The sequence below is a fragment of the Pseudoalteromonas sp. S408 genome (assembly GCF_005886645.1).
Classification (GTDB): domain Bacteria; phylum Pseudomonadota; class Gammaproteobacteria; order Enterobacterales; family Alteromonadaceae; genus Pseudoalteromonas.
Map to the genome: position 1 here is coordinate 161,101 of NZ_PNDY01000007.1, position 16,840 is coordinate 177,940.

17 protein-coding genes are annotated in these 16,840 nt (G+C 40.3%); 11 read left to right on the forward strand and 6 right to left on the reverse strand.

Going from position 1 to position 16,840, the window contains the following annotated elements:
- Position 1 precedes the first annotated feature (1 nt).
- Positions 2 to 877, forward strand: coding sequence for a bile acid:sodium symporter family protein (locus tag CWB62_RS07200; RefSeq protein ID WP_138528349.1), 876 nt, complete (start codon positions 2 to 4; stop codon positions 875 to 877).
- 65 nt (positions 878 to 942) lie between these two features.
- On the opposite strand, the gene CWB62_RS07205 is transcribed toward CWB62_RS07200, so the two are convergent.
- Positions 943 to 1,851 carry a LysR family transcriptional regulator gene (locus tag CWB62_RS07205; RefSeq protein ID WP_138528347.1) on the reverse strand — a complete coding sequence of 303 codons (909 nt, stop codon included), beginning with the start codon at positions 1,849 to 1,851 and terminating at the stop codon, positions 943 to 945.
- A gap of 115 nt (positions 1,852 to 1,966) precedes the next feature.
- On the opposite strand from CWB62_RS07205, the gene CWB62_RS07210 reads away from it, so the two are divergent.
- The 8 genes from CWB62_RS07210 to CWB62_RS07245 all read left to right on the forward strand — a co-directional run bounded on the left by CWB62_RS07210 (position 1,967) and on the right by CWB62_RS07245 (position 11,496).
- Positions 1,967 to 3,187 carry an acyl-CoA dehydrogenase family protein gene (locus CWB62_RS07210; RefSeq protein WP_138528346.1) on the forward strand — a complete coding sequence of 407 codons (1,221 nt, stop codon included), beginning with the start codon at positions 1,967 to 1,969 and terminating at the stop codon, positions 3,185 to 3,187.
- Between the two features lie 9 nt (positions 3,188 to 3,196).
- Positions 3,197 to 4,018, forward strand: a complete 822-nt coding sequence (locus CWB62_RS07215; RefSeq protein ID WP_138528344.1) for an SDR family oxidoreductase — start codon at positions 3,197 to 3,199, stop codon at positions 4,016 to 4,018.
- Between the two features lie 12 nt (positions 4,019 to 4,030).
- The gene (locus CWB62_RS07220) at positions 4,031 to 5,104 is read left to right on the forward strand and encodes a phosphotransferase family protein (RefSeq protein WP_138528342.1); all 1,074 of its coding nucleotides are present in this window, start codon (positions 4,031 to 4,033) and stop codon (positions 5,102 to 5,104) included.
- On the forward strand, positions 5,104 to 5,808 hold the full coding sequence (locus CWB62_RS07225) for a histidine phosphatase family protein (RefSeq protein WP_138528341.1): 705 nt from the start codon (positions 5,104 to 5,106) through the stop codon (positions 5,806 to 5,808). The genes CWB62_RS07220 and CWB62_RS07225 overlap by 1 nt, the downstream gene beginning before the upstream one ends.
- A 10-nt stretch (positions 5,809 to 5,818) precedes the next feature.
- A complete protein-coding gene (locus tag CWB62_RS07230; RefSeq protein ID WP_171034599.1) occupies positions 5,819 to 6,565 on the forward strand; it encodes an SDR family oxidoreductase in 747 nt (248 codons plus the stop codon).
- A 345-nt stretch (positions 6,566 to 6,910) separates the two neighbouring features.
- Positions 6,911 to 7,420 carry a hypothetical protein gene (locus CWB62_RS07235; RefSeq protein WP_058405391.1) on the forward strand — a complete coding sequence of 170 codons (510 nt, stop codon included), beginning with the start codon at positions 6,911 to 6,913 and terminating at the stop codon, positions 7,418 to 7,420.
- 91 nt (positions 7,421 to 7,511) lie between these two features.
- Entirely contained in the window at positions 7,512 to 8,279 is a 768-nt protein-coding gene (locus tag CWB62_RS07240; RefSeq protein WP_138528337.1) for a fimbrial biogenesis chaperone, read from the forward strand.
- A 4-nt stretch (positions 8,280 to 8,283) separates the two neighbouring features.
- Positions 8,284 to 11,496, forward strand: coding sequence for a hypothetical protein (locus CWB62_RS07245; RefSeq protein ID WP_138528335.1), 3,213 nt, complete (start codon positions 8,284 to 8,286; stop codon positions 11,494 to 11,496).
- Here the strand turns inward: CWB62_RS07245 and CWB62_RS07250 are convergent.
- Both CWB62_RS07250 and CWB62_RS07255 read right to left on the reverse strand, forming a co-directional pair.
- On the reverse strand, positions 11,483 to 11,818 hold the full coding sequence (locus CWB62_RS07250) for a hypothetical protein (RefSeq protein WP_138528333.1): 336 nt from the start codon (positions 11,816 to 11,818) through the stop codon (positions 11,483 to 11,485). The genes CWB62_RS07245 and CWB62_RS07250 overlap by 14 nt on opposite strands.
- A 131-nt stretch (positions 11,819 to 11,949) precedes the next feature.
- Positions 11,950 to 12,519, reverse strand: a complete 570-nt coding sequence (locus CWB62_RS07255; protein WP_058405389.1) for a hypothetical protein — start codon at positions 12,517 to 12,519, stop codon at positions 11,950 to 11,952.
- A 211-nt stretch (positions 12,520 to 12,730) separates the two neighbouring features.
- On the opposite strand from CWB62_RS07255, the gene arfB reads away from it, so the two are divergent.
- Complete coding sequence (gene arfB / locus CWB62_RS07260; RefSeq protein ID WP_006793276.1) at positions 12,731 to 13,144, forward strand: alternative ribosome rescue aminoacyl-tRNA hydrolase ArfB; 414 nt, start codon at positions 12,731 to 12,733, stop codon at positions 13,142 to 13,144.
- Between the two features lie 53 nt (positions 13,145 to 13,197).
- On the opposite strand, the gene CWB62_RS07265 is transcribed toward arfB, so the two are convergent.
- From CWB62_RS07265 to CWB62_RS07275, 3 genes are all read right to left on the reverse strand, one after another.
- Complete coding sequence (locus CWB62_RS07265) at positions 13,198 to 14,082, reverse strand: spermidine synthase (protein ID WP_138528331.1); 885 nt, start codon at positions 14,080 to 14,082, stop codon at positions 13,198 to 13,200.
- Positions 14,075 to 14,698 carry a fused MFS/spermidine synthase gene (locus CWB62_RS07270; RefSeq protein WP_058405387.1) on the reverse strand — a complete coding sequence of 208 codons (624 nt, stop codon included), beginning with the start codon at positions 14,696 to 14,698 and terminating at the stop codon, positions 14,075 to 14,077. The genes CWB62_RS07265 and CWB62_RS07270 overlap by 8 nt, the downstream gene beginning before the upstream one ends.
- A gap of 478 nt (positions 14,699 to 15,176) precedes the next feature.
- Positions 15,177 to 16,052 carry a LysR substrate-binding domain-containing protein gene (locus CWB62_RS07275; protein ID WP_138528329.1) on the reverse strand — a complete coding sequence of 292 codons (876 nt, stop codon included), beginning with the start codon at positions 16,050 to 16,052 and terminating at the stop codon, positions 15,177 to 15,179.
- Positions 16,053 to 16,160: 108 nt separating this feature from the next.
- On the opposite strand from CWB62_RS07275, the gene CWB62_RS07280 reads away from it, so the two are divergent.
- A complete protein-coding gene (locus CWB62_RS07280; RefSeq protein ID WP_138528327.1) occupies positions 16,161 to 16,832 on the forward strand; it encodes a hypothetical protein in 672 nt (223 codons plus the stop codon).
- Positions 16,833 to 16,840 lie beyond the last annotated feature (8 nt).

Here is a 16,840-nt window from a genome sequence, read left to right on the forward strand (position 1 = left end):
TTTGAATGCATCATTTTTAACAGAAATCATACTCCCCCTCGCGCTTGCCCTTATTATGTTTGGCATGGGACTTGGGCTTACACTTGACGATTTTACGCGGCTTTTTAAAAAGCCCGTAGCAATTGCTATGGGCTTGGTGGGTCAAATTATTGCCATGCCGCTGCTTGCTTTAGGCTTATGTTATTTACTTAATTTACCCACGCCAATTGCAATAGGGTTAATGATTTTAGCCGCGTGCCCAGGCGGTACTATGTCAAATGTGGTGAGCCAACTGGCAAAAGCTAATTTAGCGCTGTCGGTAAGCTTAACCGCGGCCTCAACCGCTATTAGCATTATTACCACACCGTTTATTATTGGTTTTGCCATGCACCAATTTGCCCCGCAAACTGATGCCAGTTTTTCTATATTAACCACATCACTTGGGCTATTTGTAATTACCTTAGTACCGGTAGCAATAGGCATAAGCCTGCGCCATTTTAAAAGCGAATTTGCGATTAAAAGCGAGCCGTTTTTTAGGCGTTTTTCGTTATTTTTTATGCTTGCCATGATAGCCGCACTTGTAATAAAAGAGCGCGCATTACTGGTAAACTCGTTTAACGATGTATTTTGGGCGTGTATAGCGCTTAATATTGGCTCAATGATTATTGGTTTGCTCATAGCAAAACTTTCAAACCTTAACCTTACCGACTCACTAACACTGGGTATTGAGGTAGGGATTCAAAACGCATCGCTGGCTATTTTAATTGCTATAAGCTTTTTAAATAAGCCCGAATACGCAGTAACAGGCGGCGTATATGGCCTTGCCATGTTTATAGGCCCACTGTTATTAATTGCTGCGCTAAAAATTAAAAACAAACGCGCACTAATTACGTTATAACCCCTTAAATAATGCTTACAAAGCGCCAAACTTAGCCTGCTAAGTTTGGCGCTTTTTTGTATAAATTAACGCTTAAATATATTTTCTACTTGGCTACGTAGCCACATTAGGGCGTCGTCTTTATCGGTATTTTGGTGCCAATATAAATGCTGATAAATAGCTGGCATTGTGGTGGGTACGGGGCGCGCTATTAGCGTGTCGTCTAGCAATTGGCTTGCAACCATTGAGGGCAGGGTAAGTAAAAATGGCGAGTTTTTAATTACCTCTTTTGCGGCAAAATACGTTTGGCAGCGCATCGCTACCTCGCGGTTAAAGCTTAGCTGCAATAAGGCTATGTCTTCAATTACGGTGCCGGTGGCTCTGTTTGAAACCGCTACATGCTTAGCGCTTAAGTAATTTTCTATATTTAACTTATTTTTTAGCGGGTGATTTTTTTTTAGTAATACACAAAAGTGATCGCTTGAAAGCACAGCATGGCTAATAGGCGCTTTTATTGGCCGCGCTACATCTATGGCCATATCAATTTGATGATTAGCCAATTGCTTGTGCATGTCGTCACGGTTTAGCTTAACGCTTGCAATGCTTGCGTTAGGGGCGTGTTTTGCAATTATTAACTGCAACTTTGGCAGCACTATGGGTTCAATGGCATCGTGAAGGGCTATTTTAAAGGTTTGCGCGGTGGTGGCTAGGTCAAAATCGCCACAGGCTTGCAGTACTTGGCGTAACTTTTCGAGCAAATCTATTAGCGCTGGCGCCATACGTTGGCACGCTGGGGTGGGCAACATTAACTGCCCTTGGCGCTCAAATAACGGATCGTTTAATACACTGCGCAGGCGTTTTATAGCATGGCTTACTGCTGAGGGCGTTATATACAGCACCTTTGCGGTTTCGCTCATGTTTTTTTCTCGGTAGAGGCACTCAAAAATTTTAAGTAAATTTAAGTCTAACTGCTGAATATTTTTAGCTTCAATCATTATTACCCGCTCACACTATGAATATTATTCACACTTAATTGGTAATATATTTCATTTAATTCATTGGGGCGAATGTTTTATGCTGGGTTAACTAAAAAATAAACAGGCAACCCTAATGAACTTTGAGCCAAGCCAAAAAAGCCAAGACTACCTAACGCGTGTTACCGCCTTTATGGATGAACACGTATTACCTATTGAACAAGCGGTCGTTGCGCATAATCACGCAAAAAACAATTCAAACGATTGGACCACTTGGCAGCTAAGTGAGCACATTGAGCCATTAAAAGCGAAAGCAAAAGCCGCTGGCCTGTGGAACTTATTTTTACCCGATGCAGCGCTAGCACAAGGCTTAACCTGCTTAGAGTACGCCCCTATTGCAGAGCAAATGGGTAAATGTTTATTTGCATCAGAAATATTTAACTGTAACGCCCCCGACACCGGCAATATGGAAGTGCTGTATCACTTTGCAAACGATGAGCAAAAACAGCAATGGCTAACACCTTTATTAAATGGCGAAATACGCTCTGTATTTGCCATGACCGAGCCCGATGTAGCCTCATCAGATGCCACAAACATGCAAGCAACTATAGATGTTGATGGCGACGAACTCATTTTAAATGGCAAAAAATGGTGGACCACCGGCCTTGGCCACCCCAATGCGCAGGTAGCTATTTTTATGGGGCTTTCTAACCCCGAAAACGATAAACACAGCCAGCACTCCATGGTACTTGTGCCGCTAAATACACCCGGCGTAAATATTAAACGCATGCTAAGTGCCTGCGGCGATTTTGATGCCCCCTACGGCCATGGCGAAATGGAATTTAATAACGTGCGTGTACCAAAACAAAACCTTATTTTAGGGTTAGGCAAAGGCTTTGCTATTGCACAAGGGCGTTTAGGGCCTGGGCGAATTCATCACTGTATGCGCGCAATTGGCGCTGCAGAGCGCTGTTTGGAGCTAATGATTAAACGCGGGCTTTCGCGCAGCGCCTTTGGTAAACCGTTACTTAAATTAGGCGGCAATTTAGAACGCGTAGCGCAGGCGCGTATGGCAATAGATCAAGCCCGTTTATTAACACTGCATGCCGCATGGAAAATAGACACTCAAGGCGTTAAACACGCCATGACCGAAATATCGAGTATAAAAGTAGTGGTGCCAAATATGCTGCAAATGGTCTCTGATATGGCCATACAGGTATTTGGTGGCGCGGGGGTGTCGAGCGACTTCCCTATTGCCTCGTTTAATGCAATGGGGCGAATTTTACGCCTTGCTGATGGCCCAGATGAAGTACACATGGGCATGGTTTCGCGCCTCGAACTTAACAAATACCGCTAAGGCAACACCATGAAAACAAAACTAATAATAACAGGTGGAGCCACAGGGCTTGGCAAAGCATTAGCACTTAGTTACGCGAGTAATTTGGGCGCAAACTTACAAATTTGTATTGCCGATATAAACGCCGAACGCGCAGCCGTAACTATTAACGAGCTACAAGCATTAAAAGCCGATGCCTTTTTTTACGCCTGCGATGTAACAAAACAAGCCGATGTAAAGGGGCTTTACGATTTAATTCAAACCAAGTGGCAAGGCGTGGATATTGTTATAAATAATGCAGGCGTTGCTACGGGCGGCTCACTTGAGGGCGAATCGCTTGAGCAATGGCAGTGGATTATGGATATTAATTTGCTGTCTATGGTGCGGGTGTGCCAAACGTTTTACCCGCTACTTAAGCAACAAGGCAGTGGCTACTTTATTAATGTAGCGTCGCAAGCAGGGCTTACACCTATTCCGTTTATGAGCAGTTATAACGCAGTAAAAGCGGCAGTTATTGGCTTTAGCGAAACCCTAAAACTTGAACTTGCCTACGACAATATAGATGTAAGTGTTGTGTGCCCTAGCTTTTTTAAAACCAACCTTGATGAATCTATGCGCACCAGCGAACCGGCTATGAAAACTATGTTAAACCGCGCCTTTGAGCGCTCACCCATTAATGCCGAACAAGTTGCAGATATTATTTATAAGCAGTCACTTAAACGCCCATTTTTAATTTTGACCCATAAATTAGGTAAACAGGCCTTTTTAATGAAAAAACTACTCCCCGTTGAGTGGTACATTAAAAGCATGCTGAAAAAAACACGCTCTATGCAACGTTTAAAATCAAAATAATAAAGGCTAACAATGAACACACAATTATTAGATCAAGCCAAAAGCGTGCGCCAAGGCGAAGAGCTCGACACACAAAAAGTAGATGCCTGGCTTAAACAACACATTACACAGTTAACTGGCGATCCAAACGTTACACAATACGCAGGGGGCGCGTCAAACTGGACCTACTGCCTAGACTACCCAGAGCAATCACTTATTTTGCGCCGTGCCCCAAAAGGTACAAAAGCCAAAGGCGCACACGATATGGGGCGCGAGTTTAAATTACAGCAGGCGCTAAAACCGGTTTACAGTTACGTACCTACTATGCAAGCGTTTTGCGATGATGAAAGCATACTTGGCACCGACTTTTACGTTATGGAAAAGCTTACGGGTATTATTCCGCGTAAAAACTTGCCGCGCGGATTAACGGTAACGCCCGAGCGCACCAAACAGCTGTGCGAAAACGTACTCGACTGCCTAGTAGAGCTGCACAAAGTAGATTACAAACAGGCCAATTTAAGCCATTTAGGCAAAGGCGAAGGGTACACGCAGCGCCAAATTAGCGGCTGGAGCGAGCGCTTTACTAAAGCTAAAACGTGGAATGTACCAAGCGGCAAAAAAGTAATTAAATGGCTCGAAAACAACATGCCAAGCCACGAGCGCATTTGTATAACGCATAACGACTTTAGGTTTGATAACGTTGTACTTGATGCAACCGACTACACCAAAGTACTGGGTATTTTAGACTGGGAGCTTGCCACCCTTGGCGACCCACTTATGGATTTAGGCAACACATTGGCTTACTGGGTAGAGCCCGGCGATGACTTTTTAGCCCAAGCCACGCGCCGCCAACCTACCCATTTAGAGGGCATGCTAACGCGTAAAGAAGTCGTGGCCTATTACTGTAAAAAAATGGATATAACCGTAGACGATTTTACTTTTTACGAAGTGTACGGGCTATTTAGGCTTGCAGGCATTGTGCAGCAAATTTATTACCGCTATCACCATGGGCAAACTAAAAACCCCGCCTTTAAAAACTTTTGGGTGTTTGTACATTACCTTTTGTGGCGCTGTAATAAAGCCATTAAAAATCAAGGAAAAGCCTAATGTGTATTTTATATTTAGTGCGCCATGGGCAGGCCAGTTTTTCGGCTGATAATTACGATATGCTCTCAGAAAAAGGACAGCAGCAAGCCACATTATTGGGTGAGTATTTAGCACAAAAGCAGCTAACGCCCGATGTGGTATTTGCAGGGAGTATGCTACGCCATAATCAAACCGCAGAGCTAAGTTTAGCAAGTATTAATAATACGCCAGTGGTAATAAACGATCCGCGTTTAAACGAGTACGATCACGAGCACATTTTAGCGGTTTATAACCCAGAGCTTGCCACCGCACGCCAAGTGCGTGCTGCACTTAGCAAACAAGCCGACCCAATGGAGTATTTTAAAACGGTATTTATTAGCGCCATTGAGCAGTGGGTGCTTAACCCCGATAGCACGCTATACAACGAAAGCTTTAATGCATTTACTGCGCGAGTACTGGGTGCCCTTGAGCAAATAGCCAATGAAAACCATGGCAAAAAAGTACTTATTTATACCTCTGGCGGGCCTATTAGCATTATTACCAGCCATTTAATGGGGCTAAAACTCGAGCACTTTATTGATATAAATTGGAGCTTAGTAAACGCAGGCGTAACCAAAGTAGTGGCGCGCGGCAAAGGAGCAAACCGTAAATTGGGCATTAGCAGCTTAAACGAGCATCACTTTTTAGAGTGCCACCCACAACAAAAATTAATTACATATACCTAAGGATTTAATTATGCGCAAAAATATACTCATAACAGGTGCAAGTTCAGGCTTAGGCAAAGGTATGGCAAAAGAGTTTGCAAAACAAGGCTGTAACCTTGCTTTATGTGCTCGGCGCTTTGAGCTGCTAGAGCAACTAAAAAGCGAGCTTGAACAGGTAAACCCTAATATAACCATTAGCATAAAAGTGCTTGATGTTAACGATCACGACCAAGTGTTTAGCGTATTTAACGCCTTTAAAGAAGAGCTTAACGGCCTTGATAGAGTAATTATAAATGCAGGTATGGGTAAAGGTGCTTCTATTGGTACGGGTTATTTTAATGCTAATAAACAAACCGCACAAACCAACTTTGTAGCCGCCCTTGCCCAGGCTGAGGCCGCAATGGAAATTTTTAGAGCGCAAAACCATGGCCACTTAGTGACTATTTCGTCTATAAGTGCGGTACGAGGTTTTAGGCGCGCCATGACCGTTTACGCAGCTACAAAAGCGGCCATAACCTCATTAAGCGAAGGTATACGCATAGATGTAATGCACACGCCTATAAAAGTAAGCTGTGTACACCCAGGTTTTATAAGAAGCGAAATAAACGAAAAAGTAAAAACAGTGCCGTTTATTGTTGATACCGAAACCGGCTGTAAAGCGCTTGTAAAAGCCATTAATAAAGAAAAAGCCAACAGCTTTGTGCCAACCTGGCCGTGGGCGTTTTTACATTGGGTTTTACGCATAGTGCCTTTAAGCACACTTCGTAAAATGTCATAGCGCTAGTTGATAGAATAATGTAATAGTTTAATGGCCTAAAAAATAATGTTTAGGCCATTCCACTATTGCAATTACCAAATTAAAAAGTTAACAAAATAGTTTGCGCTCTTCATCCTAAACTTAACAAGTCACATGCAGCAGCTTAATTTTTATACCGAATAGAAATTAAAACCCTCAAAAACCAATACTTTTTAATCATTTATTGTTTCTAAAAATGCAATATGTTAATTATTTATTTCAAACAGGTACATACTATGTTTAAATTGCCGCAATGGAATAAAATACTTATAAATAAGACCGCACACGGAGGTAAATAAAATAATAAACATTTAAAATGGTAAAATTATGAATAAAAAAATCCTTGCAGCTTCAGCCTTATTAGCTATTTCATCTACTTCTTTATTAGCATCTAACCAAACATTTCAAGCAAGTGTAAATGGTTGGAGCGAGCCAACGTTTGCAGAAAATAGCGCATTACACTTTGGTAAAATTCGTTTAGCAACAGGCTCTACGTGTACAATGGATAATGCTGGCGCAATTACGGGTGACTGTGATGCATCAGATGCAAACATTCAACTAGGTGCATTAACTGTTTCAGGATTAGCACCAAATTCTGCGATGAACATTACTGTTTCAGGTAGCTCAAGCAGCAATCTAACATTTGCTCCAGTAACAACTGCAACCGATAGTACAACAACTGTAACAACTGCTGACGGCGTAGCATCAGCATTTACAACAGATGCCAGTGCAACAGATATTGGTATTAACGTATACGGTGCTATGAACGTAGATACAGCACTTACAGCTGGTGCAAGCTATACAGTAGATTACACTGTAGATGTATCTTTTCAGTAATAGGTACTATGTAGTTAGTAAATAATAACTACACGCATAATGTGGGGATATTACCCCACATGTTATATGTTTTATGAATTAGTTGACTCCCATGACTTTTAAATTTTTTTGTTGGGCCGCTCTGTGCTTAACATTACTACTTCCCCAAATTTGTAGTGCCAACCTTGCTTTGTCTGAATACCGTTTATACTTTGATGGACGTACAAAAAACAATTCTTTAATGATCAGAAATACGTCTGACAAAAATCTCGACTTTAAACTAGAGATCACCCACAAAGACATGACTGAAGAAGGCGCGTTAATAGATGTTTCGCCCAAACAAGTTGAAGGTCGCTCAGCTAAAGACATGTTGAAGTTTTCGCCCAGACGCGGAAAAATTGCTCCTAAAGGCATGCAAGCAATAAGAATGACGGTGCGAAAAAAAGCACAACTCCCTGCGGGAGAGTACCGAGCTGTTTTAAGAATTATCGCTTCTGAATCTCAAAACCCTAATTCAACAGGTATCAGCATACGCCCCAAAGTTGCTTACAGCGTGCCTGTTATTGTTCGCCACGGGCAATTAGAAGCCGATTCGAAGTTAATAAACCCGCAGCTAATAACTCAAAATGGGCATCCAACCCTTACATTTTGGCAAACATTAACCGGTAATCGTTCTGTGTATGGTAATTTTGAACTCGTTAATAGCGACAACTTACCTGTTGGTGAATTAACAAACGTCGCTGTTTATACCCCTTTGTCGCGTCGTAAAGTGTACATAACACTTCAAGAACCTATATCAGGACCGCTCACTTTAAAATATAAAGAAAACGCTTCATATGGCGGAAATATTGAGTTGGCTATCCCTGTAAATATTCAGTAAAACTGTGTTTAAACCACGCGCATATTGTTGTAGCGCTTTAATTAGCTTACTGATTATTTTATTTTTTATAGTACCTACAACCACACATGCAACACAATTATTGCCTCTTTATCAATGGCCTATTGATGAAGAGGCATTTGTGATCGTCAATGTAAGAGTTAATGGCCGTTCTGTTGTATCTGACTTAGAAGCTTACTACACGCAAACAAATAAACTTTTGCTGCCTGTTAGTGCATTAAAATCGACGATGGGAATTAGTTTTAAAATTACCCGAAGCGAATTAATAGCCACCCTTGACGATTCAAAGCACACTTTAAATATCCCAATTAAAGAAGCAAATACCTCGCAATTAAACGATACATTGTGGGCGCGTGATGATTACGATCATTATGTTGAGCTGTCGGTTATTAATACACTTTTAAAAACCGAGGCTGTTTTTGATTACTCGCTCATGCAGGTGTCTTTTATAAGTTCATTAGTCAGCGAACAAAGCAATAAAACGGCGCCTTACTCAAGTAAAAAACAAGTTTTAAAACCCGCGTACGAACACGTTATTGACGATGAGTATCAAACACTCACTTACCCTGTATCTGAATACGCGCTTTCTGCTAGCTATCGCAACAAACAAAACCGCTACAAGGGCTTAATAAGGCTTAATAGTTACTTTGATTTATTTCATCATAAAGCGGAGATACGATTTAATAAAAACGAGAACACTGCCAATACCTTTTTTAAAGTGAGTAAAGACTTTAACCTAACTTCGCAAGATCACTCTCTTGAGCGTATACACTATCAAATAGGTGACATTCAATCGCAATCAGATCCACTTATTGCAGGTGCAAGCCAAGGTATGGGGTTTTATATTTCTAATGCCAATCCTCACTCTACACAAAACTTTTCAGCTATTACCATTGAAGAACCGGCCTTACCAGGCTGGCAAGCCGAGCTGTACCGAAACGGTCAATTTATAGCAACCACACAAGCAAACGATAATAACTTGGTGACCTTTACCGATATTGAAACGTTTTACGGAAACAACATTTTTGAAATTAAACTTTTCGGTCCGCAAGGGGAGCAAATAACACGGACCCAAAAATATACCATAGGCTTAGACGCCCTATCGCCAGGGAAAATCAGTTATCAGGTTGAGTTAATAAATTCAGATAAAAGCGTATTTGGTCAAGCGGCATCTAACAACTCCCCCTTTAGCAACTCTTTTAAAAGTATTGTTTCCTATGGGGTTAACGATAACGTCACGTTTGACGCGCAACTAACCCACTTAAATGGTGATAAAAATAGCAATAGTTATATCTCTTCTGGGCTTAATATACTGTCTGAACATGGTAGTTATCGCTTATTAGCGACTAATCAACTTGAGGCGGGGCATGCTCTTTTTGCAGGCTTTAGGGGCCTACTTTCAAACGATTTATACAACGACATAAACGTAAATATTGAGTACAGCCTATTAAATAATTTTTCGAGCGCGTTATATTTACCACAAAGTACTATTCTTAAAAATAAGCTACTCCTAAGCTTAAATGGCAAAACGAGTATGTTTGATTCGTTAAATTGGACTATGAGGTGGCAAAACGAAAAGCGCCAAAACACTGCTGCTAAAAACTCGTACTCGTTTGGTATTAATAATAATTTTGTAGGCGGCACTTGGGCAAGCCGACTTTTTTATAACGATGAGAATAACGAACTAACCAATCAGCTTTACGCATCAATCGATATTAACTCCTGGAAGTTAACAAACACACTAGACTGGATGCCCTCTAATGGGAACAACATTGTTAGCGTAAGCAGTAATTTACGTTGGCCTCAAACTCAAGACACTTTTAACCAAACACAAATTTCATATAACCCAAGCTTGGCAGCAAGTACCAAACTGAGTCATCAATATACTTATCGACACGACGCGTTTAACGTGCAACTTTCGGGGCAATATGACAGTCATGGCGATTGGCTTTTATCGTTTGGTTTAAATGGTACATTTAGCTTTGATCACCTAAAAACAGATTTTGTATTTGATACTCCTAGATCGTTGAGTGCCGGGCAAATAGAAGCCTCTTCGTTTATTGATTGGAACGAAAATCAACTATTTGATGACGGCGATGAGCCACTCCAAGATGTAAAGTTTACGGGTAACTACCAATGGCGAGATAAATATACAAATAGCGATGGAAAAATTTTGTTACCCAGTAGCCATGGCGGACAAATTTTAGATGTGGATTTACGCTCTTTACCTAACCCTTATTTACAGCCAACACGCAGAAAAATTAAAACAAACGCCCACAGGGGAGGGCAAACTAAAGTTAGCATACCTATGGTGATATTTAATGAGGTGGAAGGGACCGTTTATATTTCAGTTAATGGAATGAGCAAACCTGCTGCAGGTATTACTGTGAACTTACACGACATAGATTCAGATAAAACATACAGCACAGTGACCGAATACGATGGTTACTATTATTTTGCCAATATAACGCAGGGTGAATACACCCTTTCAGTTCAAAACACAAACACTGACACCTCTCAACTGAGTGTTAAAAACTTACCAGAGCATGTCATTACCTCTAAAACCGGTGACACCATAATATTACAAGACATTGTACTGCACACTCAAAGCTCTTCGATGCTTGCCAGCACACCTAAAGCGCCAGTAATAAACACAAATAACACTGCGTATTTTGTTCAATTAGGCGTGTTTAAGCAGTTTGAATCAGCCCTTATTGTTGCTAATAAAGTAGATTGGGATAAATACCCATTGAGGTTATACAAACATCAAAATCGAGATAACTACTACTTAGTAGCTGGCCCCTATTCAAATGCTAAAAAGGCGCAAACAACCATTAATGCGGTTTATTCAACCCCAGCTCTTTATGGAAGTTTTATGGTTGATGCGAGGCGCTATGCCTCTTTAGATTGGCAGCTAATGGGCTTATGGGAAACTGAAAAAGCTAACAAAGCCACGCTATATTTTTGCCAATATGCAGCTTATACCTCAAAAAAGTCACTAAAAACTAATGTGCTAAACGCAAACCCATCCTTGTTTGTTCTTGATAAAAATATAAAAGGTAAAAAACACTTGTTAATGCTTTCTGGCCCACATAAACCGCAACAACAAGATGCATGCGATACAAACATCAGTAAGCAAATAAAAGAACTTGCCACACCAATAAAAAAATCGTGGGAAAGTATTGTTACTTTAAGGTAGTGAAGTAATGCGCGCTAATATTTCCACTACTATCGGCATAAGATTCGCATTTTATTTCACAGCGCGCGCCCGCTGACTCTGCAATCCAATTTGATTTTTGTTCACGCTTTAAATAACAAGCAGAATAAAAAGCATCTTCTTTTTGAGCTGAAATAACTGTGCAACGCGCATAGTTACCCAGCTTTAATTCTTTTATAGGGAAGTGCTGCTCTTGAGCTATAACGCCTGCGCTAAATGTTTTGCTTGATTTAGCAAGCGCAAACACCGAAAAGTAGGCACTGCAAAATAACAATATACTTACCACTACGTACCACGTTTTCATAAAGTCATACCCAAATAAAACATACCTAAATTGTAGAACTAAATAAGCTTTATGCACTTATTTTAGGCATTAAAAAAGGTGGCAAATGCCACCTTAAAGTGTTTATTAACTTAACGAGAACTCTGGTTAACTTATAAAAGTGCAAACAACTTTTTAAGCTGTGGCATGTATTCACTTACTAATGCCAAGTTGCTCTCGCTAACAAGAGGTTCGTTTGTATCAGCAGCGCTTGACGCATTACCTAACGACCCCATTAACGATGTAGCGCCTTTATCTTTAGCGCTTTTCATGCTTTGAAAGCCACCCATTAGTGAATTTGCTGTTGCTTTATTTTCATCAGACAAACCCGATTTAAGATTTTCTATGTACGCCATAGACACTTCTGAACCAACAGTAATTAACTGCTCAGGCGTAAACCCGTAGCGAGTAGTGACACTCGCAAAACTTTTATACAATGATTGCTCTTTAATCATGTTAAGGGCTGTATTTGCAAGCGCACCTTGTTCTGCTGTAGTTTGATCTGCGGTTGCGCCTAGCATGCTACCTAAGTCAACGTTTTTTAACGCATCTTGCGAGCTCGCCCAGCTTGTAACAGCAGGTAGAGCTTTCATGTAGCTTTGTAAGTCACCCTCGGTGATATCTTTAGCAAAACCAGAAAAGCTCATCGCTAACAAGCTCAGTGATACAAGTAATTTTTTCATGCAGGTACTTCCTATTATCGAAAATCGATTATTATATTAGGCCCGTATAAGGGCTGCGCAATTAAAAACTAAATAATTGCATATGCCAATCTAAACTTGTCTATTGGCGTCATTGATTACTCAACTTAGCATTAACCGCCCATTAGGCTTATTCACCCTAAGTCAATGTACAAATGGTACAATGCATTTTTAACAACGGAAACTGAACGCAATGTTAACAATTTCAAATACAGTCACTATTGATGAGTGGGAATTAGAGCTCACCGCTATTCGTTCTCAGGGTGCCGGTGGCCAAAACGTTAACAAAGTAGCCAGCGCCATTCATTTACGTTTTGATATTAATCGCTCTAAATTACCTGACTTTTACAAAGAACGTTTACTTGCTTTAAACGATTCGAGGATCACCAAAGAGGGGGTTCTCATCATTAAAGCACAAAGCCACCGTACTCAAGAGCTCAACCGCGAAGACGCGTTAAAACGTTTAAAAGATCTCATATTAAGCGCAACAAAGGTTAACAAAGCCCGCCGCGCAACCAAGCCAAGCCGTAACTCGCAGCGTAAACGCATGGATAAAAAAACCAAACACGGCCAAACTAAAGCACTGCGCGGTAATATTAAGTTTTAACAACAAACCTAAATGGCTGCGCCTAACAACACAATGGTTAGGCACATTGCATATTAAAAGTTAAGTAGGTTAGCAGGGGAGTATTGATCGGTCAGTATTTTGGTATTTTTAGGCCAATCTTGACTGTTTTTTGTGTACTGCATGTAATTGCTTATGGCGTTTATATCTACATCATATTTTTTAAGCTTTGACTCAAGCGCTTTAGCACGTTCGTTAAGTTGCGCCTGTGTTGGCATAGTCTTAATGCCCGCTAAAATAATACGGTTGCTTCGATTAGCGCGGCTTACATTAATAAAATCGCCAAATACGCTGTGGTACGTTGCCGACTCATGCTCGTATAACTTGCTGCTCGAAAACGTATTAGCAGCAATCACGCCCCCTTCAGCCAGTACACTTTGTACTTCTTCAAAAAACTCTTTGGTAAGCAAATGCTCAGGAATGTAATCGCCATTGAATGCATCAAGAATGATCCAGTCGTACTTTTGCTTTTTAATAGCCGCGCGTTTTATAAATATACGGCCGTCTTGTACGCTTGATGTCACGTTATCGGTTTCTATAAAATTAAAGTAATCGCGGGCTACTTTTAATACTGCCGGATCTATTTCAACATTATGAATTTTAGCGGCAGGGTAAAGTTCATGAATAACATTAGAAAGCGTGCCGCCACCTAAGCCTATAACCAGCACGTTTTTAGGGTTTTCGGTTACTAACAAGCTCGCAAAAGTAAGCTTGGTGTAGTTAAATACGAGTTTGTCGGGGTCGTTTTTGTACATGCAACTTTGACTTGTTTGGCTACTTTTAGTGTTAAATTTTAGGCAACGTAAGTCGCGAGTTTCATCAACAATTATATTTCGATACAAAGAGCGTTCTTCATGAATGACCTCGCTCATTGCTGCACCCGAAAAGACGCTCGCAGCTAACAATAAATATTTAAGCATGAGCCAACTCCTTATTACCAGCAAAACTATTAACACCAATTGCGAGTACGCCAAGTGAGCCAAGCGTTAAAGCAAAGGCGCTAATAATGGTGTTAACATCAAACGCGAGTACAAAGTAAAACGAAGTAATAATAGTACCAAGGGCACTCCCTAGCGTGCTTACAAAATATAAAATACCCGCAACTTGGCCGCTTTTTTCGCTGTCGGTAACCAATAACCTTACTGAATAAGGCGAAATCATGCCTAAAATAATGGTTGGAATAAAAAATAAAGCCGTAGAGGCGAGTAACGAGCCATAACGGCTGTCTTCAATATGAGTAAAAATAAATTCCATTATAGGCTCAGCAAACAATGTAATAGGCACAACCATAATACTCGCCACTAAAAATATTAATCCGTATTTTGTTAGCGACGCATTTTTTGTACTCAGCTTACCGCCAAGCAAGTAGCCAAACGACAAGCTAAGCATAAATACAGTAATAATACTGCCCCAAATATGCACACTACTGCCAAAATAAGGCGCTAAAATACGCCCTCCTAAAAGCTCAATCCCCATAATGCAAAAGCCACTGCAAAAGGCTAAAAAGTAAATCAAAGCGTTTGTTTTTAAAGTCATGTTTTTATCGTTATGTAACTATAAGTAGATCACCATACTAACGTGATGCCACCAGAGTCGCCAGTGTAATAATTAGCCGTTTGCAGGAATAAAAAAGAGTATTGCTTATTAATTTGTTATGCTATCATTTTTGTTACAATATAACATAATTTATTTTGTTGTGTTGTCGGTTAATTGTAGTTGTATATTTTCGTTTAATTACGTGATCTACTTTGATGCTAAAAAATGTGTTGATAGCTAGCTAAAAAAATTTACTATTTAGTTGTTCTCGGCAATTGCTCCTGCATTGCTGTAACTTCTGCATCCAGCAGCCGTAAATGAAAGTTTTTAACGCAAGTAGCGCCACCTTTAGCCCGCAAAGTGATTAAGTATTATTACGAATTACTATTTTTAACCACCTTACTTATTTTGTAATGTAGTTTTCATCCTAAAGCGCTTTAGCGTAGTGGCTAAAGCGCTTTATTTATTAGGCCTCATTTTATAAAGCGTGCATAAGTTTATTAAGCCAACCATCGGCCTTTGATGGCTTATATATCATTACAATGCTTTCAGTGTAGTGACTGTTAACCCCCTTTACAGCTAATTTTGTAAGCCCTAAATCGTCAATCACAAAGTTAGGTAAATATGCTAACGCCAAGCCACTTTGAACCACCTCTATTAATGCACTGTAATCACTACATCTAAATACAATATTGCGCGGGGCCATGTGATCTTGCCAGCCGTCGGAGCCTATACCTTGCTCTAAGCCACATAACGGCGAAAACAAAGGGCATGCAAAAGCCGTATGCAGTAATTGGTTTTTATTAAGCGTTAACGCACCTTGTTGCACTAGCTGATGCGAAGCATGCGCAGCCACACTAAACCTAGTATTAAATACATCAACCGCCACTAAATTAGAGTGTGAGCTATTATTTAGTGCCTCGCGAGTTACTAGCGCAATATGCGCCGAGCCAGACGCAACTTGGCTTATGGCTTCACCTTCAAATACATTATTAATACGCACCGAGCAGGGCAGTTGGCTAAGAGGTGTAAGTAGCTTTCTAAGGCCACTTTTAAGTAAAATGGCAGGCCCTGAAATAACCGCATTAAATTTATGATTTTCACTTTTAAAGCGGCTAGTAAGCTGCTGGTAATTATGAACTAAATCGCTACTGTGCTTAACAAACTCTTTGCCTTTATCATTAAGTACTAAGGTTTTACCCACACGGTTAAACAGCTCCGTGGCTAAGTTTGCCTCAACCTTTTTAAGCGTTTTAGACAGCGCACCTGGGGTAATATTAAAATGTTTAGCGGTTGTATGCAGGTTTTGCGAACTCGCCATATGAATTACTTTTTCAATGTCATCTAAATGCATAGCGCCAAACCGTATTAACTAAAAGGAAACAACTAATCACTTATTATCGATTATTTGTATATATAAATCAGCTTATAGTGGCGCTATATATATTTTTTGAGCACTAACATGAAACACATACTGCTATTTTTTATTTTATTATCGAGTGCAGCGCACGCAAATACACCTCAACACAATTCACACAAAACCCAAAGCTATAATGGCTTCCATGGTATGGCGCTTATTTTAGCCGGCGATAAAGTACTTGCCAGCCACATGCCTTTATACGCCCCTCCACACAACTACCAAATAGTGTATGAAGTAACTACGGATGACACCCACTTAAAAACAATCAAAAATATTTTAAATAAAGCAGCAGACGAGCAAGAAAAGATCACTATTTTACCAACCAAGTTTGACCTAAATTTATTAATAAATAAAAAGACACCCACCTTAAATGTAACTGTATTTAACGGCCATTTTGAACGCGGTGGCAACGCACTTTTTACTACAAAGCTAACCTTTAAAAACCCGCTATATGTTGAAAAAATAACGACTAATCAAGCACAAAAAAATGTGTTTGCATTAATAAAGCTAACAGAGCAGCAAGGTTTAGTAATTCATAAAATACAAAGCAAGCCAAGCTATGACTCGTTAAGCTTAGTACCGCTTACTATGAGTAAATATAACGGGAAATTGAAGTGTGATGCTTCGATAAGCACTGCACTTAAAAGCAAACTAGAGGCATGTTTTAAAACTGTACCAAGCTATTTAGAAACCAAAGACTTTGCAGTTAATTAATTTATAAA

What these genes read in the sequence shown, in the direction of transcription:
- CWB62_RS07205 (WP_138528347.1), bottom strand. Translation starts at nt 1,851, where the DNA reads ATGATTGAAGCTAAAAATATTCAGCAGTTAGACTTAAATTTACTTAAA.
- CWB62_RS07210 (WP_138528346.1), top strand. Translation starts at nt 1,967, where the DNA reads ATGAACTTTGAGCCAAGCCAAAAAAGCCAAGACTACCTAACGCGTGTT.
- CWB62_RS07215 (WP_138528344.1), top strand. Translation starts at nt 3,197, where the DNA reads ATGAAAACAAAACTAATAATAACAGGTGGAGCCACAGGGCTTGGCAAA.
- CWB62_RS07220 (WP_138528342.1), top strand. Translation starts at nt 4,031, where the DNA reads ATGAACACACAATTATTAGATCAAGCCAAAAGCGTGCGCCAAGGCGAA.
- CWB62_RS07225 (WP_138528341.1), top strand. Translation starts at nt 5,104, where the DNA reads ATGTGTATTTTATATTTAGTGCGCCATGGGCAGGCCAGTTTTTCGGCT.
- CWB62_RS07230 (WP_171034599.1), top strand. Translation starts at nt 5,819, where the DNA reads ATGCGCAAAAATATACTCATAACAGGTGCAAGTTCAGGCTTAGGCAAA.
- CWB62_RS07235 (WP_058405391.1), top strand. Translation starts at nt 6,911, where the DNA reads ATGAATAAAAAAATCCTTGCAGCTTCAGCCTTATTAGCTATTTCATCT.
- CWB62_RS07240 (WP_138528337.1), top strand. Translation starts at nt 7,512, where the DNA reads ATGACTTTTAAATTTTTTTGTTGGGCCGCTCTGTGCTTAACATTACTA.
- CWB62_RS07250 (WP_138528333.1), bottom strand. Translation starts at nt 11,818, where the DNA reads ATGAAAACGTGGTACGTAGTGGTAAGTATATTGTTATTTTGCAGTGCC.
- CWB62_RS07255 (WP_058405389.1), bottom strand. Translation starts at nt 12,519, where the DNA reads ATGAAAAAATTACTTGTATCACTGAGCTTGTTAGCGATGAGCTTTTCT.
- arfB (WP_006793276.1), top strand. Translation starts at nt 12,731, where the DNA reads ATGTTAACAATTTCAAATACAGTCACTATTGATGAGTGGGAATTAGAG.
- CWB62_RS07265 (WP_138528331.1), bottom strand. Translation starts at nt 14,082, where the DNA reads ATGCTTAAATATTTATTGTTAGCTGCGAGCGTCTTTTCGGGTGCAGCA.
- CWB62_RS07270 (WP_058405387.1), bottom strand. Translation starts at nt 14,698, where the DNA reads ATGACTTTAAAAACAAACGCTTTGATTTACTTTTTAGCCTTTTGCAGT.
- CWB62_RS07275 (WP_138528329.1), bottom strand. Translation starts at nt 16,052, where the DNA reads ATGCATTTAGATGACATTGAAAAAGTAATTCATATGGCGAGTTCGCAA.
- CWB62_RS07280 (WP_138528327.1), top strand. Translation starts at nt 16,161, where the DNA reads ATGAAACACATACTGCTATTTTTTATTTTATTATCGAGTGCAGCGCAC.